Source organism: Streptomyces sp. NPDC093984 (genome assembly GCF_044764595.1).
GTDB lineage: Bacteria > Actinomycetota > Actinomycetes > Streptomycetales > Streptomycetaceae > Streptomyces > Streptomyces cynarae.
The window spans coordinates 1,580,955-1,603,930 of record NZ_JBIWIM010000001.1 but is presented as its reverse complement, the minus strand read 5'-3'; the positions used below and the strand labels follow the sequence as shown (position 1 = coordinate 1,603,930).

At 71.3% G+C, this 22,976-nt stretch carries 22 protein-coding genes and 1 pseudogene; 16 read left to right on the top strand and 7 right to left on the bottom strand.

Features of this window, described 5'->3' with window-relative positions; all coding sequences use genetic code 11:
- The first annotated feature begins 42 nt into the window (after window positions 1-42).
- A complete protein-coding gene (locus tag ACIRC0_RS07220) occupies window positions 43-897 on the top strand; it encodes a sulfurtransferase (RefSeq protein ID WP_403612365.1) in 855 nt (284 codons plus the stop codon).
- A 67-nt stretch (window positions 898-964) separates the two neighbouring features.
- On the opposite strand, the gene sepH is transcribed toward ACIRC0_RS07220, so the two are convergent.
- The 3 genes and pseudogenes from sepH to ACIRC0_RS07205 all read right to left on the bottom strand — a co-directional run.
- Window positions 965-2,002 carry a septation protein SepH gene (sepH, locus tag ACIRC0_RS07215; protein WP_403612362.1) on the bottom strand — a complete coding sequence of 346 codons (1,038 nt, stop codon included), beginning with the start codon at window positions 2,000-2,002 and terminating at the stop codon, window positions 965-967.
- 467 nt (window positions 2,003-2,469) lie between these two features.
- The gene (locus ACIRC0_RS07210; protein ID WP_403612359.1) at window positions 2,470-3,789 is read right to left on the bottom strand and encodes a D-arabinono-1,4-lactone oxidase; all 1,320 of its coding nucleotides are present in this window, start codon (window positions 3,787-3,789) and stop codon (window positions 2,470-2,472) included.
- Window positions 3,749-3,998 (bottom strand): annotated as a pseudogene (locus ACIRC0_RS07205) (hypothetical protein); the annotation flags it as partial. The pseudogene ACIRC0_RS07205 and the gene ACIRC0_RS07210, both read right to left, overlap by 41 nt.
- Before the next feature lie 38 nt (window positions 3,999-4,036).
- Between ACIRC0_RS07205 and ACIRC0_RS07200 the strand changes: the two are divergent.
- Both ACIRC0_RS07200 and ACIRC0_RS07195 read left to right on the top strand, forming a co-directional pair.
- Window positions 4,037-5,164, top strand: coding sequence for a ferrochelatase (locus ACIRC0_RS07200; RefSeq protein ID WP_403612356.1), 1,128 nt, complete (start codon window positions 4,037-4,039; stop codon window positions 5,162-5,164).
- The gene (locus ACIRC0_RS07195) at window positions 5,161-5,991 is read left to right on the top strand and encodes an inositol monophosphatase family protein (RefSeq protein WP_403612354.1); all 831 of its coding nucleotides are present in this window, start codon (window positions 5,161-5,163) and stop codon (window positions 5,989-5,991) included. Before ACIRC0_RS07200 ends, ACIRC0_RS07195 begins: the two co-directional genes overlap by 4 nt.
- Before the next feature lie 212 nt (window positions 5,992-6,203).
- Here the strand turns inward: ACIRC0_RS07195 and ACIRC0_RS07190 are convergent, their stop codons facing one another.
- On the bottom strand, window positions 6,204-6,377 hold the full coding sequence (locus tag ACIRC0_RS07190) for a hypothetical protein (protein WP_403612352.1): 174 nt from the start codon (window positions 6,375-6,377) through the stop codon (window positions 6,204-6,206).
- Between the two features lie 417 nt (window positions 6,378-6,794).
- Here ACIRC0_RS07190 and ACIRC0_RS07185 point away from each other — a divergent pair, with 417 nt between their 5' ends.
- From ACIRC0_RS07185 to ACIRC0_RS07170, 4 genes are all read left to right on the top strand, one after another.
- Window positions 6,795-7,448 (top strand): response regulator transcription factor, encoded by a 654-nt coding sequence (locus ACIRC0_RS07185; RefSeq protein ID WP_010353034.1) that lies wholly within the window; start codon window positions 6,795-6,797, stop codon window positions 7,446-7,448.
- Window positions 7,449-7,453: 5 nt separating this feature from the next.
- Window positions 7,454-8,686: a sensor histidine kinase gene (locus ACIRC0_RS07180; protein WP_403612774.1), complete on the top strand. Its 1,233-nt coding sequence runs from the start codon at window positions 7,454-7,456 to the stop codon at window positions 8,684-8,686.
- Window positions 8,687-9,075: 389 nt separating this feature from the next.
- A complete protein-coding gene (locus tag ACIRC0_RS07175) occupies window positions 9,076-9,372 on the top strand; it encodes a DUF4193 domain-containing protein (protein WP_003993510.1) in 297 nt (98 codons plus the stop codon).
- A 13-nt stretch (window positions 9,373-9,385) separates the two neighbouring features.
- Window positions 9,386-10,294 (top strand): hypothetical protein, encoded by a 909-nt coding sequence (locus tag ACIRC0_RS07170; RefSeq protein ID WP_403612349.1) that lies wholly within the window; start codon window positions 9,386-9,388, stop codon window positions 10,292-10,294.
- Window positions 10,295-10,300: 6 nt separating this feature from the next.
- Here ACIRC0_RS07170 and ACIRC0_RS07165 read toward each other — a convergent pair whose 3' ends face one another.
- Window positions 10,301-10,774 (bottom strand): DUF3093 domain-containing protein, encoded by a 474-nt coding sequence (locus tag ACIRC0_RS07165; protein WP_384603376.1) that lies wholly within the window; start codon window positions 10,772-10,774, stop codon window positions 10,301-10,303.
- A gap of 58 nt (window positions 10,775-10,832) precedes the next feature.
- On the opposite strand from ACIRC0_RS07165, the gene ACIRC0_RS07160 reads away from it, so the two are divergent.
- From ACIRC0_RS07160 to ACIRC0_RS07130, 7 genes are all read left to right on the top strand, one after another.
- Window positions 10,833-11,417 (top strand): PaaI family thioesterase, encoded by a 585-nt coding sequence (locus tag ACIRC0_RS07160; RefSeq protein ID WP_200418478.1) that lies wholly within the window; start codon window positions 10,833-10,835, stop codon window positions 11,415-11,417.
- Window positions 11,414-11,929 carry a dUTP diphosphatase gene (dut, locus tag ACIRC0_RS07155; protein WP_403612345.1) on the top strand — a complete coding sequence of 172 codons (516 nt, stop codon included), beginning with the start codon at window positions 11,414-11,416 and terminating at the stop codon, window positions 11,927-11,929. Before ACIRC0_RS07160 ends, dut begins: the two co-directional genes overlap by 4 nt.
- A 1-nt stretch (window position 11,930) precedes the next feature.
- Window positions 11,931-12,689, top strand: coding sequence for a DUF3710 domain-containing protein (locus ACIRC0_RS07150; protein WP_103839165.1), 759 nt, complete (start codon window positions 11,931-11,933; stop codon window positions 12,687-12,689).
- A 230-nt stretch (window positions 12,690-12,919) separates the two neighbouring features.
- Complete coding sequence (locus ACIRC0_RS07145) at window positions 12,920-15,463, top strand: ATP-binding protein (RefSeq protein ID WP_403612342.1); 2,544 nt, start codon at window positions 12,920-12,922, stop codon at window positions 15,461-15,463.
- Window positions 15,460-16,143 (top strand): response regulator, encoded by a 684-nt coding sequence (locus ACIRC0_RS07140; protein ID WP_403612339.1) that lies wholly within the window; start codon window positions 15,460-15,462, stop codon window positions 16,141-16,143. The genes ACIRC0_RS07145 and ACIRC0_RS07140 overlap by 4 nt, the downstream gene beginning before the upstream one ends.
- A gap of 94 nt (window positions 16,144-16,237) precedes the next feature.
- Complete coding sequence (locus tag ACIRC0_RS07135; RefSeq protein ID WP_200418474.1) at window positions 16,238-16,636, top strand: OB-fold nucleic acid binding domain-containing protein; 399 nt, start codon at window positions 16,238-16,240, stop codon at window positions 16,634-16,636.
- A 3-nt stretch (window positions 16,637-16,639) separates the two neighbouring features.
- Complete coding sequence (locus ACIRC0_RS07130) at window positions 16,640-17,362, top strand: DUF3159 domain-containing protein (protein ID WP_366028160.1); 723 nt, start codon at window positions 16,640-16,642, stop codon at window positions 17,360-17,362.
- A gap of 422 nt (window positions 17,363-17,784) precedes the next feature.
- Here ACIRC0_RS07130 and ACIRC0_RS07125 read toward each other — a convergent pair whose 3' ends face one another.
- Window positions 17,785-18,462, bottom strand: coding sequence for a TrkA family potassium uptake protein (locus tag ACIRC0_RS07125; RefSeq protein ID WP_103839170.1), 678 nt, complete (start codon window positions 18,460-18,462; stop codon window positions 17,785-17,787).
- On the bottom strand, window positions 18,462-19,133 hold the full coding sequence (locus ACIRC0_RS07120) for a potassium channel family protein (RefSeq protein ID WP_403612335.1): 672 nt from the start codon (window positions 19,131-19,133) through the stop codon (window positions 18,462-18,464). The genes ACIRC0_RS07125 and ACIRC0_RS07120 overlap by 1 nt, the downstream gene beginning before the upstream one ends.
- Window positions 19,134-19,414: 281 nt before the next feature.
- Between ACIRC0_RS07120 and ACIRC0_RS07115 the strand changes: the two genes are divergently transcribed.
- Together ACIRC0_RS07115 and ACIRC0_RS07110 are read left to right on the top strand one after the other, a co-directional pair.
- The gene (locus tag ACIRC0_RS07115) at window positions 19,415-21,475 is read left to right on the top strand and encodes an APC family permease (RefSeq protein WP_403612332.1); all 2,061 of its coding nucleotides are present in this window, start codon (window positions 19,415-19,417) and stop codon (window positions 21,473-21,475) included.
- A 136-nt stretch (window positions 21,476-21,611) separates the two neighbouring features.
- Window positions 21,612-22,940 carry a class I SAM-dependent RNA methyltransferase gene (locus tag ACIRC0_RS07110; protein WP_403612330.1) on the top strand — a complete coding sequence of 443 codons (1,329 nt, stop codon included), beginning with the start codon at window positions 21,612-21,614 and terminating at the stop codon, window positions 22,938-22,940.
- Window positions 22,941-22,976 lie beyond the last annotated feature (36 nt).

Below are 22,976 nucleotides of genomic sequence, written 5' to 3'. Positions count from 1 at the left end.
GGACCTGGGCGAGAGGGCCACCCCATGCGCGAGGATGGGGCCATGAAGGCCATCATCTCCGCATCCGAACTCGCGAGCGAACTGGCGGGAGCGCGGCCGCCGACGCTCCTGGACATCCGCTGGCAGCTGAGCACCGCGACGGCGGCCGGCGCCGCGCCTTTCGACGGCCGTGCCGAGTACGCGGCCGGGCACATTCCGGGGGCCGTCTTCGTCGATCTGGACACCGATCTCGCGGATCCGCCGGGGCCGGCCGGTCGGCATCCGCTGCCCGACATCGAGCGTTTCGGTGCGGCGATGCGGGCCGCCGGCGTCTCTTCGGACCGGCCGGTGGTGGTGTACGACGGCGGGCAGGGCTGGGCCGCCGCGCGCGCGTGGTGGCTGCTGCGTTTCACGGGTCACCCGGATGTGCGGGTGCTGGACGGCGGTCTGCCCGCCTGGGAGGGGTCCCTGGCCTCCGGGATCGAAACGGCGCCCGCGCCGGGCGACTTCCGGCCCGCACCGGGCGCGCTGCCGCTGCTCGACGCGGACGGCGCGGCGGCGCTCGCCCGGACGGGGCTGCTCCTGGACGCGCGGGCCGGTGAGCGCTACCGGGGCGAGGTCGAGCCGATCGACCCGGTGGGCGGACACATTCCGGGCGCGGTGTCGGCGCCGACGGCGCAGAACCTGACCGAAACCGGCCACTTCCTGCCCGAGGAGAAGCTCGCCGAGCGCTTCAAGGCACTCGGCGTCACCGAGGGCGCCGAGGTCGGCGTGTACTGCGGCTCGGGCGTCTCCGCGGCCCAGCAGGTACTGGCGCTGACGCTCGCGGGCATCCCGGCCGCGCTGTACGTGGGGTCGTGGTCGGAGTGGTCGTCTGACGGCAACCGCCCCGTGGCGGTGGGCCCCCACCCGCAGTGAGTGTGGCGGTGGGGTGTACGCCAACTCGACGTACACCCCACCCGTCAGAGCCTGTGTCCCGGTCCGGCTACTCCTGCTTCTTGCGGCGTGTACCGAACACGATTTCGTCCCAACTCGGGACCGCCGCTCTGCGGCCCGGGCGGACACCGTCCGCCTCGGCCTGGCGGTCCGTCGCGCCGATCAGCCGGTCGCGGTGGCTGCCGACGGTGCGCGGCATGAGAACGTCCGCGTACGCGGATCCGGCCGAGGCCGCGGGCGCGGGAGGCTCCTCCGCCGCGGGTTCCTGGACGGGCTCCTCCGGCTCCTCGGCGGGCCGCTCGGGCACCACCAGGTCGCCGCGGAAGCTCGGCACCGCCTCCAGGAGGCTGGTGAGCGAGTCCCGTTCGCCGGTGGTCTCCTCCGCCGGCTCGGTCGCCTGCGACGGCAGCGCGGGACGGTCCGTCTGCCGCTCCGGGGCGCGGTCGAGCCGGCCCTCGCGGGGCAGACGCGCGATCCGCGGCACGAAGGGGTAGCTCGGCTCGGGCGCCGCGAGGTCGTCGGACTCGCCGATCAGCGCGCGCGCCTCGTCGTCGACGGCCTGGACGAGGCGGCGGGGCGGGTCGTAGGTCCAGGTCGCCGAGTGCGGTTCGCCCGCCACCCGGTAGACCAGGATCACCTCCCAGGTGCCGTCGTCGCGGCGCCAGGAGTCCCACTGGACGGTGTCCTTCTCGGCGCCGCGCAGCAGCAGCCGCTCCTGGACGGCCTCGCCGAGCTGGGGACCGGTGTTCTCCCCGGGCCGGCGCACGGGTGTCTTGCGGGCCCGCTCGGCCATGAAGGCACGCTCGGCCAGTACGGGGCCCTCGAAGCGGCGCACGCGGTCGACGGGGATGCCGGCGAGCTGGGCGACCTCTTCCGCGGACGCACCGGCACGTATCCGGGCCTGGATGTCGCGGGGGCGGAGATGGCTCTCCACCTCGATCTCGATCTGGCCGAGGCGGGGACGATCGCCGCGCACGGCGGCGCGGAGCCGTTCGTCGATCGGAAGCGTGTACTCCGTGCTGTCCGCAGCCTTCAGCACCAGCCGTGTGCCGTCATTGGAGACGGCCACGACACGCAGTTCGGGCATGGGGACCTCCCGGGTGGTGCCTGCCGACGTCACGTGCGTCGCTGCTTCCGCTAGTCGAGTGTGGCCTGCCCGGGTGCAGCCTGCCACAACCTTGCCGAGTTGCCCGGCGTGTCGGGCACGGGCCCTGGATCGCCGTTATGGCACGGTTACCTATTCGCAACGCAAAGTGACCAACTCTGTCACCCTGTGCAACTAGCCCCCTCCCGGCGGTCCAGCAAGGCCCCGGACACCCTGGCGGGAGACCGGACCCAGGGCTCGCAACAGTACTCCATTCGGGCCACGCGCGTGGATCGGCACGCCGCCCAAGTTCTGGCAAGGGGTACGAGTTGGCCGTCCGGTGTGCCGTTTTCGCGGCCCTCAAACGTGGCGTACTTCATCTGACCGGCAGAAACGGAACGATTCGCTTCGGGTGTCGCCGTCTTTCTGAGCGCCCCTCAACTCGCGGTGCTCCGGCCGGGCGAAGCCCTCTAGTCCCCCAGCACCCGGCGTAGATAGTCGTTGCCGAAGCGCCGGTCCGGGTCGAGGCGGTCCCTCAGTGCGGTGAACTCGCCGAAGCGCGGGTAGGCCTTGGCCAGGTACTCCGCGTCGCGCGTGTGCACCTTGCCCCAGTGCGGGCGCCCCTCGTGCGCCGTGAAGATGCGCTCGGCGGCGGTGAAGTACGCCTGATAGGGCGTCCCGCGGAACATGTGTACGGCGACGTAGGCGCTGTCCCGGCCGGACGCCGTGGACAGGGCGATGTCGTCGGCCGGGGCGGTGCGGACCTCGACGGGGAAGCTGACGCGCAGGTCCGACCGGTCGACCATGGCCTTCAGTTCGCGCAGCGTCTCCACCAGGGCCTCGCGCGGGACGGCGTACTCCATCTCCACGAACCGCACCCGGCGCGGGGAGGTGAAGACCTTGTAGGGGATGTCGGTGTACGTACGGGCCGACAGGGCGCGGCTCGATATCCGGGCGATCGCCGGGATCGTGGCGGGCACGGCCTGGCCGACCCAGTTGGCCACCTGGAAGACGCCGTTGGAGAGGAACTCGTCCTCGAACCAGCCGCTCACCTGCCCGATCGGCCGGCGGGGCCCGAGGCTGCGGTTGTTGCGCTTGGTGTTGGTGTTCCCGGTGTGCGGGAACCAGTAGAACTCGAAGTGCTCGTTCTCGGCCCACAGTTCGTCGAACTCGGCGAGGACCTTCTCGAAGGGCATCGGCTCTTCGCGGGCGGTGAGCAGGAAGAGGGGCTCCACCGCGAAGGTGATCGCGGTGATGATCCCGAGTGCGCCCAGGCCGATGCGGGCGGCCGCGAAGACGTCCGGGTTCTCCCGCTCCGAACAGGTGAGCACCGAGCCGTCCGCCGTCACCAGTTCGAGCCCCTTGATCTGCGCGGCGATCGAGCCGGAGTCCCGGCCGGTGCCGTGCGTCCCGGTGCTGGTGGCGCCCGAGACGGTCTGCTCCATGATGTCGCCCATGTTCGTGAGGGACAGTCCCTCGCGCGCGAGCGCCGTGTTGAGTCTCTTGAGGGGAGTGCCCGCCTCGACGGTGACCGTGCCGGCCGCACGATCGATGCCGCGGATCCCGGTCAGCAGTTGAGGGCGGATCAACACGCCGTCGGTGGCGGCGGTGGCCGTGAAGGAGTGTCCGGTGCCGACGGCCTTCACCCTGAGCCCGTCCTCGGCCGCCTTCCGCACGGCGGCGGAGAGCTCCTCGACCGAGGCGGGGGTCACCGCCCGTACGGGCCGGGCGGTGACGTTCCCCGCCCAGTTACGCCACGTGCCGTTCTTCCCGCTCACTGTGGTGCTCATGGGACCCTCCCCGCCGCGGATCCGGCCTGCCCGGCCGGTGACGCCCGTACGGCCCGTTCGGCGAGGGCCGTTGTGATCACCGAGGGTGCGACGGACCGGCCCGCAACGAACAGCGCCATGACCGGAGACAGTAAGTTTCCGACCAGTAGGAAGGGGATCATACTCACGGCCTCGGCACATGCGCCCAGCAATCGTCGGCGGTGGGTGGCCGGTCCTCCTGTCGGTGGCGGGTGGCAGGATCGGAGACATGCCCGACGCACTCGACGCCAGCCCGTACGACGCCCTGCTGCTCCTTTCGTTCGGAGGCCCGGAGGGCCCGGACGACGTGGTCCCGTTCCTGGAGAACGTGACCCGGGGACGGGGCATCCCCAAGGAGCGTCTGAAGGAGGTGGGGCAGCACTACTTCCTCTTCGGCGGGGTCAGCCCCATCAACAGCCAGAACCGCGCCCTGCTCGACGCCCTCCGCAAGGACTTCGCCGACCACGGCCTGGACCTGCCCGTCTACTGGGGCAACCGCAACTGGGCGCCCTATGTGACCGACACCCTGCGCGAGATCGTCGCCGACGGCCACCGCCGCATCCTGGTCCTCGCCACCAGCGCCTACGCCTCGTACTCCGGCTGCCGTCAGTACCGCGAGGACCTCGCGGGCGCCCTGGCCACCCTGGAGGCCGAGGGCCTCGAGCTGCCGCGGGTCGACAAGCTGCGGCACTACTTCAACCATCCGGGCTTCGTGGAGCCGATGGTCGAGGGCGTCCTGAAGTCGCTGGCCGACCTCCCCGAGGACGTCCGGGCCGGGGCGCACATCGCCTTCACCACGCACTCCGTCCCGACCTCCGCGGCGGACACCTCCGGTCCCGCCGAGGAGCACGGGGACGGCGGGGCGTACGTGCGGCAGCACCTCGACGTGGCGCGGCTGATCGCCGAAGCCGTGCGCGAGCGGACCGGCGTCGACCACCCCTGGCAGCTCGTCTACCAGTCGCGCTCGGGCGCCCCGCACATCCCGTGGCTGGAGCCGGACATCTGCGACCACCTGGAGCAGCTGCACGGCGCCGGGGTCCCGGCGGTCGTGATGGCGCCCATCGGGTTCGTCTCGGACCACATGGAGGTGCTGTACGACCTCGACACGGAGGCCACGGCGAAGGCCGGGGAGCTGGGGCTGCCGGTGCGCCGCTCGGCCACCGTGGGCGCCGACCCGCGGTTCGCCGCCGCGATCCGTGACCTGATCGTCGAGCGCGCCGCGACCGAGCGCGGGCAGCAGGTGACCCCCTGCGCCCTCGGCGCCCTGGGCCCGAGCCACGACGTCTGTCCGGTCGGGTGCTGCCCGGCCCGCGCCCCCAAGCCCGCCGCGGCGGGCGCCGACAGCCCGTACGCATGAGGAGCACCGTGACCGAGCAGTCCGAACCGACCGAGCGGCTGAAGGCCGAACTCCTCGAGATCGCGCTGGAGGCCGCCACGCGCGCGGGTGCCTTCCTGCGCGACGGGCGCCCCGACGACCTCGGGGTGGCCGCCACCAAGTCCAGCGCCATCGACGTGGTCACCGAGATGGACATCGCCGCCGAGAAGCTGATCACCGGGCTGCTCGCCGACCGCCGGCCCGAGGACGGCCTGCTCGGCGAGGAGGGCGCCAGCGTCGAGGGCAGCAGCGGTGTCGAGTGGGTGATCGACCCGATCGACGGCACCGTCAACTACCTGTACGGGCTGCCCAGCTGGGCGATCTCCATCGCGGCCCGCAAGGACGGGGAGACGCTCGTCGGGGTGGTCCACGTGCCCATGCGCCAGGAGACCTTCCGAGCCGTCCTGGGCGGCGGCGCGTTCTTGAACGACCGCCCCGCGCGCGTGCGCCCCGCGCCCGAGCTGGCCCTCGCCCTGGTGGGCACCGGCTTCGGCTACCTCGCCGAGCGCAAGGCCCGGCAGGCCGACGTGGTCCGGCGGATGATCCCCGAGGTGCGGGACATCCGCCGGGGCGGCTCCGCCGCGATCGACCTGTGCGACGTGGCGGCGGGCCGCCTGGACGCTTACTACGAGCGCGGCCTGAACCCCTGGGACTACGCGGCGGGCGACCTGATCGCCCGCGAGGCGGGCGCCCGGACCGGCGGCCGCCCCGGGGAGCCGGTCTCCCCGGAACTGACGATCGCGGCCCCACCGCCCCTCTTCGAACACCTCCAGACGCGGCTGGAGGAACTGGGGGCGTGGCACGACTGAGGACCTGACCACCCGCCCCGCGCGTGCGCCCCGGGGCGGTGGCGGTCGGCGCCAGGGCGCCCGCCGCGGGCCGGACCCGGCCCTTGGAGGCCGGAGGGACCGCCTTCCGCGCCCATGGGGCCGCGCAGGGCCATCCCGTCGCAGCAGGGTCCCGTACGCATGAGGCGGGGCCCCGGCCTGGATCTGCCGGGGCCCCGCCTGCTGCGAGCTGATCAGACGCGCGTCGCCGTGACTTCCACACCGTGCTCGGCGGCAAGGCGGTGCAGGTCGTCGAGCTCCGACTGCTCGACCTCCACGAGGAAGTCGTCGCCGGTTTCGCGGGCCCGCGTCAGGTCGGACTCGGTCGCCCGTATGCGCTGCAGAAGTCCTGCGGTGAATGCGTCCATGCTGCGCCCCCTCGTCCTGGGTCGTGGGTCGGTGGCACGGGGGTGTGCCGTATGGGAAGGGGCGATCACGTCTCCATGGGGTGCCCAGCGCAGCCCTGGCTGGGCGGCGACGGTGCCGGACACCCACGCCCGCTCTGCGGGAAGCGGTGAGCAGCCACGTGGTGGTGTGCCACGTGCAGAGCGTGATCGCGGGGTGTAAAGCCGTCCTCCCCCCGCTCCCTTCCGCGGAAACCTCAACCGCGCGAGAAAATTCCGCATTCCCGGACCTCCGGATCCGCCCCCCGGATCCGCTTCCCGCCGCCTTACAGCCGGTTTACGGTCGAAAAGGGCAGGATGGAGCCCTCAACCCGTGACAGAACCTGCCCGTGGGCTGCCCGCAAACGGGTCACCCGGGTGGACAGAGGAAGGACAAGCGACGTGCGCGTACTCGTCGTCGAGGACGAGCAGCTGCTCGCCGATGCGGTGGCCACCGGACTGCGCCGGGAGGCCATGGCCGTCGACGTCGTGTACGACGGTGCGGCCGCCCTGGAGCGCATCGGCGTCAACGACTACGACGTGGTCGTCCTCGACCGTGACCTCCCGCTCGTGCACGGCGACGACGTCTGCCGCAAGATCGTCGAGCTCGGCATGCCCACGCGCGTGCTGATGCTGACCGCGTCCGGTGACGTCAGCGACCGCGTGGAGGGCCTGGAGATCGGCGCCGACGACTACCTCCCGAAGCCGTTCGCGTTCAGCGAGCTGATCGCGCGCGTGCGTGCCCTCGGCCGGCGTACGAGCGTGCCGCTGCCGCCCGTCCTGGAGCGCGCCGGGATCAAGCTGGACCCCAACCGCCGCGAGGTCTTCCGCGACGGGCGCGAGGTGCAGCTCGCCCCCAAGGAGTTCGCCGTCCTGGAGGTCCTCATGCGCAGCGAGGGTGCCGTCGTCTCGGCCGAGCAGCTGCTGGAGAAGGCCTGGGACGAGAACACCGACCCCTTCACCAACGTCGTACGCGTGACCGTGATGACCCTGCGCCGCAAGCTCGGCGAGCCCCCCGTCATCGTCACCGTTCCCGGCTCCGGATACCGGATCTGATGACCGTGGCCACGACACCCGCACCACCCACGGCACCGCCCAAGCCCACCTGGGACCCCCGCAGGCCGGAACTGCCGTTCCCCTGGCTGCGCCCGACCATCCGCATAAGGCTCACGCTGCTGTACGGCGGCATGTTCCTGATCGCCGGCATCCTGCTGCTGTCGATCATCTACCTGTTCGCGGCGCACGCCCTCAACGTGGGCAGCGAGCTCCCGTTCAAGATCCTCTCGGGCCAGGTCGCCAGCGACACCTGCAACCTCCCGCAGCAGCCCTCGGCAAGCGTGCTCAACGACGCCCTGGACGCCTGCGTGAACGAGCAGCGCCAGCACGCCCTGGACAACCTGCTCAGCCAGTCGCTGCTGGCCCTGCTCGGCCTCGCCGTGATCGCTTTCGCCTTCGGGTACGCGATGGCCGGCCGCGTGCTCTCGCCGCTCGGCCGGATCACCCGCACCGCGCGCGCGGTGGCCGGCTCGGACCTGTCCCGCCGTATCGAGCTGGACGGCCCGGACGACGAGCTGAAGGAGCTCGCGGACACCTTCGACGACATGCTGGAGCGGCTGCAGCGCGCGTTCATGGCCCAGCAGCGGTTCGTCGGCAACGCCTCGCACGAGCTGCGCACCCCGCTCGCCATCAACCGCACGCTGCTCGAGGTGCACCTGTCCGACCCCGGGGCGCCCGCCGAACTGCAGCAGCTCGGCAAGACGCTGCTCGCCACCAACGAGCGCAGCGAACAGCTCGTGGAGGGCCTGCTGCTGCTCGCCCGCAGCGACAACCAGATCGTCGAGCGCAAGCCCGTCGACCTCGCCGAGGTGGCCTCCCAGGCCATCGACCAGGTGCACGCCGAGGCGGAGGCCAAGGGCGTCGAGATCCGCGGCGAGCGCGCCCCCGTGGTCGTCCAGGGCAACGGCGTCCTGCTGGAGCGGATCGCCCTGAACCTCGTGCAGAACGCCGTGCGCTACAACGTTCCGGAGGGCGGCTGGGTCGAGGTGACCACCCAGGCTCAGCACGGCCAGGCGGTACTGGTCGTCTCGAACACCGGCCCGGTGGTCCCGGCGTACGAGATCGACAACCTCTTCGAGCCCTTCACACGTCTCCGCACGGAACGCACGGGCAGCGACAAGGGCGTGGGCCTCGGCCTGTCCATCGCGAGGTCCGTCGCGCGCGCCCACGGCGGCCACATCAGCGCACAGCCGCGCGAAGGGGGTGGGCTTGTGATGCGTGTCACCCTGCCGCTCTGACAGATGCCGGGACGCAGCCGACGTTCGCTTTGCGCGGAATTTTCGGGCATGGGTTCTGGTTTCGCCATGTGTGATCAATCACAAGGACATTTTTCCAGCCACCTACGCTCCGTGACGCTGTGAGTGCTCACAAAGCCGGAATATCCGGGTTTTCTGGTGCCTTGATCACGGGTAGTACGCGGTGAGATGCCTTTGAACTGTGCCACCGAGACCGTGTACGGTCCGCTTCGCCATCCAAGCCGATCACTCTTGAGGGATCCGGTTGGGTGTCGATTGAGTAACAGACCTTGATGTGAGGCAAAATCTCCGCCTCGAGGCGGGCACAAGTCCGGCCTCTCACGCGTTACGTGCGCTGGAGACACCGCAGACACCCAGAGGGGGAGAGCGAAATGGCAACGGATTACGACACCCCACGCAAGACCGACGACGACGTCGACTCCGACAGCCTTGAAGAGCTGAAGGCCCGGCGGAACGACAAGTCAGCTTCCGCTGTAGACGTCGACGAGTTCGAGGCCGCCGAGGGCCTGGAACTGCCGGGCGCCGACCTCTCCAACGAGGAGTTGGCCGTCCGGGTGCTCCCGAAGCAGCAGGACGAGTTCACCTGCATGAGCTGCTTCCTGGTGCACCACCGCAGCCAGCTGGCCCGGGAGAAGAACGGTCAGCCGATCTGCCGCGACTGCGACTGAGGCAGGGTCGGCCGTGACCGGCTCGACCCCTCCTTGGAAGCGCCGCTTCTCGCGCAGGGGAGCGGAGCAGGAGCCCGACAAGGGCTCCCACGGCGTACGTGACGACGAGCGGGGCTCTTCCGGTGAGGGAACAGCCTCGCTCGAACCGCACGCCCCGGCGGCCCCTCCGGGGCCCCTGGTGCCGGCCGGTCCTCCGGGACCCGCCGCACGACGCCGTGCGGTCGCCGTCCGCGTGGGAGTCCGTACAGGAGTCCGGGAGGGCGTCCGCAAGGGCGGCAGTGCGGCCAGAGCGGCTCTGGCGTATCTCGCCGACCGGATCATCGACATGGCCCCGCGCATCCCGGTACGGGACCTCGAGACCCTGCGCAGGCAGTTCCCCGGCCTCGGACCCGAGGAGATCGCCGACAAGCTCGTGGCGGGCGCGGCAGGGGCGACGGCCACGGTAGGGGCCGGAGTCGGCGCCGCGGCGATGCTGCCGGTGCCGCCTGCCATGCCGACCGAGCTGGCCGCGGAGATCACCGGCGTCGCGGCGATCGAGCTGAAGCTGATCGCCGAACTGCACGAGGTGTACGGGCTGCGGCCGCCGGGCACCCTCGCTCAGCGCAGCACGCTGTATCTGAGGTCCTGGGCCGGCGAACGCGGGATCGACATGACCAACCCCGCCACGATCGACGCCGCCCTCGGCGGGCGCATGAAGCGGGAACTGCGGCAGCGGATCATGAAACGGATGGTGCGGGACCTGCCGAACCTGATGCCGTTCATGGTGGGAGCCGCGGTGGGCGCGGTCATGAACCGCCGCGACACCCGGAGGGTCGCGCAGCGGATCCGCAAGGACCTGCGCAGGATGCAGGTGCCGTGGGAGGCACTGCCGCAGCTGCCGCCGCTGGAGAAGCCACCGGGTCCCTCGCCGCTCGAGGAGTGAGCGGTCCTAGACCGTGCCCCGGCTCTCCGCCCGGGCCGCCTTGATCGCCGCCGCCAGCTTCTCCGGTTCCCTGGTCGACAGGTACAGGTACGGCGTCGGGTCCGCAGGATCCGTGACCTCCACCTTCAGCGCCGTCGGGATGTACGCGCGCAACAGCATGAAAGCCCTCGTGTCCGCCTTGTACGTGCGCCAGGCGCGGGCCTCCTCCTGGTCCAGCACCTCCGCCTCGCCGAGCGCCGACACCGGGATCTTCGCCTCGCCCGCGATCAGCGCGTCGCCGACCACACGGATGCGGGGGGAGCCGTAGGAACTGGCGACGACCGCCGAGGCCGCGGTGCCGCCGACCAGGCCGCCGAGCAGCGGGAGCGTGCCGAACGGCAGCAGCACCAGGGCCATGGCGATGCCGACCAGGAGGCACATCAGCCACCAGGTGCGGGGCGCGGTCAGGCGTTCTTCGTACGGCGACGCGGAGAGCTGCATGGAGCCAAGCTTGGCACGGTGTCCGCGGCACGTTCACGCGCGGGTAAGGTCTGCGCCTGTGAGTGGTACTTCCTCCGGTCTGACGCCCCCCGCCGACGCGGTCGCGCCCGTACGGCACCCCGACGCCCCGGCGCCGGGCGAGCCGCTCGGCGCGCACTACGGACAGTGCTTCGGGTGCGGGGGAGAGCAGCCGCACGGGCTGCGTCTCGAGGCGCGGGCCGGTGACGGGGTGTCCGTCACCGCCGAGTTCACCGTCCGGCCCGCCCACCAGGGCGCGCCCGGACTCGCCCACGGCGGGGTCCTCGCCACCGCCCTCGACGAGACCCTGGGCTCCCTGAACTGGCTCCTGCGCACCATCGCGGTCACAGGACGGCTGGAGACCGACTTCGTACGGCCCGTGCCCGTGGGTACCGTGCTGTATCTGGAGGCCGAAGTGACGGCGGTGGCGGGTCGGAAGATCTACTCGAGGGCGACCGGGCGGATCGGCGGCCCCGAGGGACCCGTCGCCGTCCGTGCCGAGGCCCTGTTCATCGAGGTGAAGGTGGACCACTTCACCGAGCACGGCCGCCCCCAGGAGATCCGGGCGGCCATGGACGACCCGGACCAGCTCCGGCGCGTACGAGCCTTCGAGGTGAACCCGTGAGCGGCGCACCTGTGAACGTGTTGATCCGGCGTGTCGATCCGGAGGTACCGCTTCCGGCGTACGCGCATCCCGGTGACGCGGGAGCCGATCTGCGCACCACTGTGGGCTGCGAACTCGCGCCCGGTGAACGGGCCGTTCTGCCCACCGGTGTGTCTGTGGCGCTGCCCGAGGGGTACGCGGCCTTCGTGCATCCGCGGTCCGGTCTCGCCGCACGCTGCGGTGTCGCCCTCGTCAATGCCCCGGGGACGGTGGATGCCGGGTACCGTGGGGAGATCAAGGTGATCGTGGTGAATCTCGACCCGCGCGAGTCCGTGCGGTTCGAGCGCTTCGACCGGATTGCCCAACTGGTCGTCCAGCAGGTCGAGAGGGTCCGCTTCCAGGAGGTCGCGGAGCTTCCCGACTCCGCGCGGGCCGAGGGGGGCTTCGGGTCCACCGGCGGTCATGCCGCCGTGGGCGGCACAACGGGTGGGAATCGATACGCTTCGGTCGTATCCGACCGGGAAGGACAGTGACGTGTTCGGACGTCGCAAGAAGAAGGGTGCCGCCGAGGACGCGGCCGGCGAGGCCGAGCAGGTCGTCGACGGTGTCGACACTGAGGCGGACGACGAGGTCGAGCGCGAGCGCGTGAGGCTGGAGCCCGAGCCCCGGCCCGACGGGCCCTGGGACGTGTCCGAGGTCCGGGAGCCCGGCGAGGGCCGGGTGGACCTGGGCGGGCTGTTCGTGCCCGGGGTCGAGGGCATGGAGCTGCGGGTCGAGGTCGCGGGCGACGCGATCGTCGCGGCGACCGTCGTGCTGCGCGACAGCGCCATCCAGCTCCAGGCGTTCGCCGCGCCCAAGCGCGAGGGCATCTGGGGCGAGGTGCGCGAGGAGATCGCCGGCGGCATCACCCAGCAGGGTGGCATCGTCGACGAGGTCGAGGGACCGCTGGGCTGGGAGCTGCGCGCGCAGGTGCCGGTGCAGCTGCCGGACGGCACGAGCGGGTTCCAGGTCGTGCGGTTCGTCGGCGTGGACGGTCCCCGCTGGTTCCTGCGCGGCGTGATCTCCGGGCAGGGCGCCGTGCAGCCGCAGGCCGCCGGCCTGCTCGAGCAGATCTTCCGTGACACGGTCGTGGTCCGCGGCGAGGGCCCCATGGCACCGCGCGACCCGATCGTCCTGAAGCTGCCGAACGACGCGCAGATGGTGCCCGAGGGCGTCCAGCAGGAGGAGGGCTCCCGCTTCTCCGGAGGCATGGGCCAGCTGCAGCGCGGCCCGGAGATCACCGAGGTCCGCTAGCAGCCGGGGCACTGCCACCGGGCAGACACACCAAGGGGCCGCATCCCTCGCCGAGGGGCGCGGCCCCACATGCTTTCCCGATGCCGGACGCCGGTCGCGAGGGGCGTATCAGGGTTGCGTCAAAGATGCCCCCGCCCGCCGTCCCCTGCCCCATATGCAGTGATTGCTGGCCGTAAGGTCGACGCAGCGTGCGCAGCTGCGGCGGGAAGACACCGGAAGACAATGGGGCCATGGGACGCGGCAAGCTTCGGATCTACCTCGGTGCGGCACCGGGCGTCGGCAAGACCTACGCCATGCTGTCCGAGGCGCACCGGCGCGTCGAGCGGGGCACGGACTGCGTCGTCGGCTTCGTGGAGCACCACGGCCGGTCCCGTACCGAGGTGATGCTGCACGGACTGGAGCAGGTCCCGCGCAGGGAGCTGGAGTACCGCGGAAGCCTCTTCCCCGAGATGGACGTCGACGCCGTGCTGCGCCGCGCCCCCGCCGTCGCCCTGGTGGACGAACTCGCCCACACCAACGTCCCCGGCTCCCGCAACGCCAAGCGCTGGCAGGACGTCGAGGAGCTGCTCGCCGCCGGGATCGACGTCGTCTCCACCGTCAACATCCAGCACCTGGAGTCCCTCGGCGACGTCGTGGAGTCGATAACGGGCATACGGCAGCGCGAGACCGTCCCCGACGAGGTGGTGCGCCGCGCCGACCAGATAGAGCTCGTCGACATGTCTCCGCAGGCCCTGCGCCGGCGCATGGCGCACGGCAACATCTACCAGCCCGACAAGATCGACGCCGCGCTGTCGAACTACTTCCGGCCCGGAAACCTGACCGCCCTGCGCGAGCTGGCCCTGCTGTGGGTGGCGGACCGGGTCGACGAATACCTGAACGAGTACCGCAGCCAGCACCAGGTGTCGGCGATCTGGGGCTCCCGCGAGCGGATCGTCGTCGGACTCACCGGCGGCCCCGAGGGACGGACCCTGATCCGCCGCGCCGCCCGCCTCGCGGAGAAGGGCGCCGGCGGCGAGGTGATGGCCGTCTACATCGCCCGCAGCGACGGGCTCACCTCCGCCTCGCCCAAGGAACTCGCCGTCCAGCGCGCCCTCGTCGAGGACCTGGGCGGCACCTTCCACCACGTCGTCGGCGACGACGTCCCCGCGGCGCTGCTCGACTTCGCCCGCGGGGTGAACGCCACCCAGATCGTCCTCGGCTCCTCGCGCCGCAAGGCCTGGCAGTACGTCTTCGGGCCCGGCGTCGGTGCCACGGTCGCCCGCGAGTCCGGGCCCGACCTCGACGTGCACATCGTCACCCACGAGGAGGTCGCCAAGGGCCGCGGCCTGCCGGTGGCCCGGGGCGCGCGCCTCGGCCGTACGCGCATCCTCGCCGGCTGGCTGGTCGGCGTCCTCGGCCCGGTCGTCCTGGCGCTGCTGCTGAACACCGTCGCCCTGGGCCTCGCCAACGACATGCTGCTGTTCCTGGCGCTGACCGTGGCGGCGGCCCTGCTCGGCGGGCTCCTCCCGGCGCTCGCCTCGGCGGCCTTCGGCTCCCTGCTGCTGAACTACTACTACACGCCTCCGCTGCACCGGCTGACGATCGCCGACCCCCGGAACATCGTCGCCATCGCGATCTTCGTCGCGGTCGCCGTGTCGGTGGCCTCGGTGGTGGACCTCGCCGCCCGGCGCACCCACCAGGCGGCCAGGCTGCGCGCCGAGTCCGAGATCCTCTCCTTCCTCGCGGGCAGCGTGCTGCGCGGCGAGACCAGCCTGGAGGCGCTGCTGGAGCGGGTGCGGGAGACCTTCGGCATGGAGTCCGCGGCGCTGCTGGAGCGCGAGAGCGACGTCGCGCCCTGGACCTGCGCGGGCAGCGTCGGCCCCGGCGCCCCGGTCGGGCGGCCGGAGGACGCGGACGTGGACGTGCCCGCCGGGGACCACATGGCGCTCGCGCTGTCCGGGCGCGTCCTGCCCGCCTCCGACCGCCGGGTGCTGGCCGCCTTCGCCGCGCAGGCCGCGGTGGTCCTGGACCGGCAGCGTCTGCAGAAGGAGGCCGAACAGGCCCGCACCCTCGCCGAGGGCAACCGCATCCGCACCGCCCTGCTGGCCGCCGTCAGCCATGACCTGCGCACCCCGCTCGCGAGCATCAAGGCATCGGTGACCTCCCTCAGGTCGGACGACGTGGAGTGGTCCGACGAGGACCGCGCCGAGCTGCTGGCGGCGATCGAGGAGGGCGCCGACCGGCTCGACCACCTGGTCGGCAACCTGCTCGACATGTCCCGCCTCCAGACCGGCACCGTCACCCCGCTGATCCGGGAGATCGACGTCGACGAGGTGGTCCCGATGGCGCTCGGCGGGGTCCCGGAGGCCGGCGTGGAACTCGACATCCCCGAGACGTTGCCGATGGTCGCCGTGGACGCCGGGCTGCTGGAGCGCACGGTGGCGAACCTCGTCGAGAACGCGGTCAAGTACAGCCCCCTCGGCTCATCCGTCCTGGTCGCCGCCAGCGCCCTCGCCGACCGGGTGGAGGTCCGTGTCGTCGACCGCGGCCCGGGCGTCCCCGACGAGGCGAAGGAACGCATCTTCGAGCCCTTCCAGCGCTACGGCGACGCCCCCCGCGGCGCAGGCGTCGGCCTCGGCCTCGCGGTGGCCCGCGGCTTCGCCGAGGCCATGGGCGGCACCCTGAACGCGGAGGACACCCCCGGCGGAGGGCTCACGATGGTCCTCACCCTGCGGGCCGTGAACGGCGCCCACCGCCCCGTACGAGTCGCCGAACCAGAAAGGCAGACCACATGACCCGGGTGCTCGTGGTCGATGACGAGCCGCAGATCGTGCGCGCCCTCGTGATCAACCTGAAGGCGCGCAAGTACGACGTCGACGCGGCCATCGACGGCGCGACCGCGCTCCAGCTCGCCGCCGCGCGCCACCCCGACGTCGTGGTGCTGGACCTCGGGCTGCCCGACCTGGACGGCGTCGAGGTGATCAAGGGGCTGCGCGGCTGGACCCGGGTGCCGATCATCGTCCTGTCCGCCCGGCACTCCTCCGACGAGAAGGTCCAGGCGCTGGACGCGGGCGCGGACGACTACGTCACCAAGCCGTTCGGCATGGACGAACTGCTGGCCCGCCTGCGCGCCGCCGTCCGCCGCGCGGAGCCGAACGGGGGCGGCGAGGAGGACGTGATCGTGGAGACCGAGGACTTCACCGTCGACCTGGCCGCGAAGAAGGTCAACCGGGCCGGGAAGGACGTACGCCTCACACCCACGGAGTGGCACCTGCTGGAGGTGCTGGTCCGCAACACCGGCCGCCTGGTCAGCCAGAAACAGCTGCTGCAGGAGGTGTGGGGGCCGTCGTACGGGACGGAGACGAACTACCTGCGGGTGTACATGGCCCAGCTGCGACGGAAGCTGGAGACGGACCCGTCGCATCCCCGGCACTTCGTCACGGAGCCGGGGATGGGGTACCGGTTCGAGAAGTGAGCCGGGAGCCCGCCCGGGGCTGCGAGAAGTGAGCCGGAGGGTCGGGACGGGTCGCCGGTGCGTCCGTGTCGGCGCCCCCCGGTACGCTTTCTGTATGAGCGCTGTTCCTCGTTCCGAGAAGCCGGTGGGCCGCCTCCGGCGCATGCTGGACCGGCTCTCCTCGTCGCAGGAGGACCTGGAGTCCGAGGAACTGCGGGAGGACGCCGAGACCGCGGGCTGTACGCGGATCGGCGACTGCCACGACCGACAGATCGTCACGGTTACTGGTACCTTGCGCACGGTCACGCTGCGCCCCCGGGCCGGTGTCCCGGCGCTGGAGGCCGAGCTGTTCGACGGTTCGGCCGCGCTGGACGTGGTGTGGCTCGGCAGGCGCTCGATCGTCGGGATAGAGCCGGGACGCAAGCTGATCGCGTCGGGCCGGATCTCGATGAGCCGGGGCCGCAGAGTGCTGTTCAACCCCAAGTACGAACTCAGACCCCTCGGACGGGAGTAGCCGGTGACGTCACTCGAGAAGCCGACCGAAGGCGCCCAGCAGGATTCGCGGGCGGTGACCGAGGCCGCGCTCTTCGAGGCGTTCGGCGGGGTCCGCGGCATGGTCGAGACCGTGGTGCCCGGCCTGTTCTTCGTCACGATCTTCACGATCAACAAGAACCTGCACTGGTCGGCGATCGTCGCGCTCGCGGTGTCCCTGCTGCTGGTGGTGGTCCGCCTCGCCATGCGGGACACCGTGAAGCACGCGTTCAGCGGTGTCTTCGGCGTGGCCTTCGGCGTGGTCTTCGCGATGATGACCGGCAACGCGAAGGACTTCTACCTGCCGGGCATGCTCTACACGCTGGGCCTCGGCCTCGCGTACATCATCACCACGCTCGCCGGGGTCCCGCTGATCGGCCTGATCCTCGGCCCGGTCTTCAAGGAGAACCTCTCCTGGCGCACGCGCAACCCGGGCCGTAAGAAGGCCTACGCCAAGGCCAGCTGGGCCTGGGGGCTGATCCTGCTCGGCAAGTGCGCGATCCTGTTCCCCCTGTACTGGTGGGCGAACACCGCCCAACTGGGCTGGGTCCTGATCGCGCTGAAGATCCCGCCGTTCCTGCTCGCCGTGTGGCTGACGTGGGTGTTCCTGGCGAAGGCGCCCGCGCCGATCGACGTGTTCGCGGAGATGGAGGCCGAAGAGGCTGCCGCCAAGAGCGAAGGGGCCGGGCGGCACCGTCGGGAGGCCTAGTCCCCCGGTGGGTGGGGTGGCCGTCCGGGGGCTGCCGCCCCCAGACCCCCGCTTCGGCCTGAACGGCCTCGTCCTCGATCTCCCCCAAGCTCTTCGGGCAGGGGGACCCCGGACGGGCCGGCTGTCGCCGGCCCCGGCTGCCGGGTGGCCCCACTCAAGCGGGCCGCTGCCCAGGGTGCGCCGCCCAGGGTGCATGCGCCCGGACACGCCGGGCGCACCCGAAGCCCGCACCCTCGCGGCGTCACGTGCGTGCTCTGGGGGTACCCCCTGCTCGAAGAGCTTGGGGGAGTGCCGGGCGGAAGCCCTCGTACTGGATGTACTCGGGGTTTCGCCCGGTGCGGCGAGTGGGGGTGCCCCCTGCTCGAAGAGCTTGGGGGAGCGTGCATGGCGTCGCGAGGCAGGCGGGACTTCCGCGACACGGCCTAGCCCGCCGCGTCCTCCCTGCGCACCGACAGCAGTTCCTCCAGCTGACCCTCGCGTGCCTGGGCCGCCACGAAGAGCAGTTCGTCGCCCGCCTCCAGGGAGTCCTCCTGGGACGGGGTCAGGACCCGGGTGCCGCGGATGATCGTCACCAGGGACGTGTCCTCGGGCCACTGCACATCGCCCACCTGCGTACCCGCCAGGGCCGACTCGGGCGGCAGGGTCAGCTCGACCAGGTTCGCGTCGCCGTGGCTGAAGCGGAGCAGACGGACCAGGTCGCCGACGCTCACCGCCTCCTCCACCAGCGCCGACATCAGACGCGGGGTGGACACGGCCACGTCCACGCCCCACGCCTCGTTGAACAGCCACTCGTTCTTCGGGTTGTTGACCCGGGCGACGACGCGCGGGACGCCGTACTCCGTCTTCGCCAGCAGCGACACGACCAGGTTCACCTTGTCGTCACCCGTCGCGGCGATCACCACGTTGCAGCGCTGGAGCGCCGCCTCGTCCAGGGACGTGATCTCACAGGCGTCGGCCAGCAGCCACTCCGCCTGCGGGACGCGCTCGACCGAGATCGCGGTCGGCGCCTTGTCGATGAGAAGGACCTCGTGGCCGTTCTCCAGCAGTTCGCCCGCGATCGAGCGACCGACCGCGCCGGCACCGGCAATGGCGACCCTCATCAGTGACCGCTCTCCTCTTCAGGGCCCTCGGCGAACGCCGCCTCGACCTTCTCGACGTCGTCCGTCCGCATCATCACGTGCACGAGGTCGCCCTCCTGCAGCACCGTCTGCGAGGAGGGCAGCATCGCCTCGCCCAGCCGGGTGAGGAACGCCACCCGGACGCCGGTCTCCTCCTGCAGCTTGCTGATCTTGTGGCCGACCCACTTCGGCGACGCGTGCACCTCGGCGAGCTGGACCCCGCCGGTGGGGTCGCGCCACAGCGGCTCCGCACCGGACGGCAGCAGACGCCGCAGCATCTGGTCCGCCGTCCAGCGGACCGTGGCGACGGTCGGGATGCCGAGCCGCTGGTAGACCTCGGCGCGGCGGGGGTCGTAGATCCGGGCCGCGACGTTCTCGATGCCGAACATCTCGCGGGCGACCCGCGCCGCGATGATGTTCGAGTTGTCGCCGCTCGAGACGGCGGCGAAGGCACCGGCCTCCTCGATGCCCGCCTCGCGCAGGGTGTCCTGGTCGAAGCCGACGCCGGTGACACGACGGCCGCCGAACCCGGAGCCCAGTCGTCGGAAGGCGGTGGGGTCCTGGTCGATCACGGCGACCGTGTGCCCCTGTTGCTCCAGGGTCTGGGCCAGAGCGGAACCCACTCTTCCGCAGCCCATGATGACGATGTGCACGACCGTCCTTCCGATGTCAATGGTTACGACTCAGTCCAAACAGGTTCTCAGACCGCCGCCCAAGCTACACACGCGCGGTCCGTACAGGGGACCCCCGTGCACCATGCCGCCCCGTCGTGCGGGCAACCTCCGGGTCGCCAGCCGAAGGGGTTTTGTCATAGAGGCATGCCGAACTCCCACCTGCGGAATCCGTAGCGCGCCCTCACACGTATTTCACTCGTGAGGCAGATCTCCTCCGGCGGGTGGAGGGGCGCCCGAACGACCCCTTACGATCCTCTGTTGTGTCCAAACTGACCGACGTGCCCAAACGGATCCTGATCGGGCGCGCACTGCGCAGCGACCGGCTGGGGGAAACGCTCCTGCCGAAGCGCATCGCACTCCCCGTCTTCGCCTCCGACCCGCTCTCCTCCGTCGCGTACGCGCCAGGAGAAGTTCTGCTGGTCCTCTCCATCGCGGGCGTGTCGGCCTACCACTTCAGCCCCTGGATCGCCGTCGCCGTCGTCGTCCTCATGTTCACGGTGGTCGCCTCCTACCGGCAGAACGTGCACGCCTACCCCAGTGGCGGCGGCGACTACGAGGTGGCCACCACCAACCTCGGCCCCAAAGCCGGCCTCACCGTCGCCAGCGCCCTGCTCGTCGACTACGTCCTCACGGTCGCCGTGTCGATCTCCTCCGGCATCGAGAACCTGGGCTCCGCGATCCCGTTCGTCGTCGAGCACAAGGTGTTCTGCGCGGTCGCCGTGGTCGTGCTGCTCACGCTGATGAACCTACGCGGCGTCAGGGAGTCCGGCACGCTGTTCGCGATCCCGACCTACGTCTTCGTCGCGGGCGTCTTCATCATGATCGCGTGGGGCGCGTTCCGCGGGCTGGTCCTCGACGACACCATGCGGGCGCCCACGGCCGCGTACCAGATCAAGGCCGAGCACCAGGGCATAGCGGGCTTCGCGCTCATCTTCCTCCTCCTGCGTGCCTTCTCCTCCGGCTGCGCCGCCCTCACCGGCGTGGAGGCGATCTCCAACGGCGTCCCGGCCTTCCGCAAGCCCAAGTCGAAGAACGCGGCGACCACGCTCGCGATGATGGGCCTGCTCGCCGTCACCATGTTCTGCGGCATCATCGTCCTGGCCATGACGACCAACGTCCGCATGGCCGAGAACCCGGCCACCGACCTGCTCCACAACGGCAACCCGCTCGGCTCCGGATACGTCCAGAACCCGGTGATCTCGCAGGTCGCCGAGGCCGTCTTCGGCAAGGGCAGCTTCCTGTTCGTCGTGCTGGCCGCCGCCACCGCACTGGTGCTGTTCCTCGCCGCGAACACCGCCTACAACGGCTTCCCGCTGCTCGGGTCGATCCTCGCCCAGGACCGCTACCTGCCGCGCCAGCTGCACACCCGCGGCGACCGCCTCGCCTTCTCGAACGGCATCGTGCTGCTCGCCGGCGCGGCGACATTGCTGATCTTCATCTACGGCGCCGACTCGACCCGGCTGATCCAGCTCTACATCGTGGGCGTGTTCGTGTCGTTCACGCTCAGCCAGACCGGCATGGTCAAGCACTGGAACCGCCACCTGGCCGTGGAGAAGGACCAGCTCAAGCGCCGCCACATGATCCGCTCGCGCGCCATCAACGCCTTCGGCGCCTTCTTCACCGGCCTGGTGCTGGTCGTCGTCCTGGTCACGAAGTTCACGCACGGCGCCTGGGTCGCCCTGCTCGGCATGTGCATCTTCTACGCGACGATGACCGCGATCCGCCGCCACTACGACGGCGTGGCCGAGGAGCTCGCCGCGCCCGAGGGCCCCAGCGACGACAGCGTGCGCCCCTCCCGGGTCCACTCGGTGGTCCTGATCTCCAAGATCCACCGTCCCACGCTGCGCGCCCTCGCCTACGCCAAACTGCTGCGCTCCGACACCCTGGAGGCACTCAGCGTCAACGTCGACCCGGCGGAGACGAAGGCGCTGAGGGAGGAGTGGGAGCGGCGCGGCATCGACGTACCGCTGAAGGTCCTCGACTCGCCGTACCGGGAGATCACCCGTCCCGTGATCGAGTACGTCAAGGGCCTGCGCCGCGAGTCCCCGCGCGACGCCGTCTCCGTGATCATCCCCGAGTACGTGGTGGGCCACTGGTACGAGCATCTGCTGCACAACCAGAGCGCGCTGCGGCTCAAGGGCCGGCTGCTGTTCACGCCGGGCATCATGGTGACCTCGGTGCCGTACCAGCTGGCGTCCTCTGAGGCGGCCAGGCGGCGCGCCCGCAAGCGGCAGGAGTGGAACGCGCCGGGCGCGGTGCGGCGCGGACCGGCGCAGGAGCGGACGCGGGAGTCGTCGGCCACCCGGTCGTCGCAGAGCTGAGGCCCGCCCCCGGACCATGGTGAACGGCCGGACGGCACCCACGTAGACTGGTGGGCTGTTGTCCGGCCGAGCCGTTGACGCGCCGTCGTCGTGCTCGCGACCGTTTCCCGCATTTCTGGATCTGGAGTCGCCCCCCATGCAGGCAGAACCGAAGAAGTCGCTGGTGGGGGAGGAGTACGAGGTCGAGATCGGCCCCGTCGCCCACGGCGGCCACTGCATCGCCCGTACGGACGCCGGTCAGGTCCTCTTCGTCCGGCACGCACTGCCCGGCGAGCGGGTCGTGGCCCGGGTGACCGAGGGCGAGGAGGGAGCCCGTTTCCTGCGCGCGGACGCCGTACGCGTGCTGGAGGCGTCGAAGGACCGCGTGGAGGCACCCTGCCCCTACGCCGGTCCCGGCCGCTGCGGCGGCTGCGACTGGCAGCACGCCAAGCCGGGCGCACAGCGCAGGCTGAAGGCCGAGGTGATCGCCGAGCAGCTGCGCCGGCTCGCGGACCTCACGCCCGAGGAGGCGGGCTGGGACGGCACGGTGGTGCCGGCGGAGGGCGACAAGCTGCCGGCCGGCGAGGTGCCCCAGTGGCGTACGCGGATGCAGTACGCGGTGGACGCGTCCGGCAGGGCGGGCCTGCGCCGGCACCGCTCGCACGAGGTTGAGCCGATCGACCACTGCCTGATCGCCGCCGAGGGCGTCAGCGAACTGGGCATCGAGAAGCGGGACTGGACGGGGATGGACTCCGTCGAGGCGATCGCGGCGACGGGCTCCCAGGACCGCCAGGTCATCCTGACCCCGAAGCCGGGCGCGCGCCTGCCGCTGGTGGAACTGGACAAGCCGGTCTCCGTCCTGCGCGTCGACGAGAAGACGGGCGGCATCCACCGCGTCCACGGCCGCCCCTTCGTCCGTGAACGCGCCGACGGCCGTACGCACCGCGTCGGAGCCGGCGGCTTCTGGCAGGTCCACCCCAAGGCGGCGGACACCCTGGTCACGGCGGTGATGCAGGGCCTGCTGCCGCGCAAGGGCGACATGGCGCTCGACCTGTACTGCGGCGTCGGCCTCTTCGCGGGCGCACTGGCCGACCGGGTCGGCGAGCAGGGCGCGGTGCTCGGCATCGAGTCGGGCAGGCGCGCGGTCGAGGACGCCCGGCACAACCTCGCCGACTTCCCGCGCGTCCGCATCGAACAGGGCAAGGTCGAATCGGTCCTGCCGCGCACGGGCATCACGGAGGTGGACCTGATCGTCCTCGACCCCCCGCGAGCGGGCGCGGGCCGCGGTACGGTCGCCCACCTCTCCACGCTGGGCGCACGCAGGATCGCCTACGTCGCCTGCGACCCGGCCGCCCTGGCACGGGACCTGGCGTACTTCCGGGAGGGCGGGTACCGGGTGCGGACGCTGCGGGCGTTCGATCTGTTTCCGATGACGCATCACGTGGAGTGCGTGGCGATTCTGGAGCCTGTTGCCAAAGGTGTCTGACCTGCGGTTCGTCGATGCCGGCGGCGGTGGGGCCGC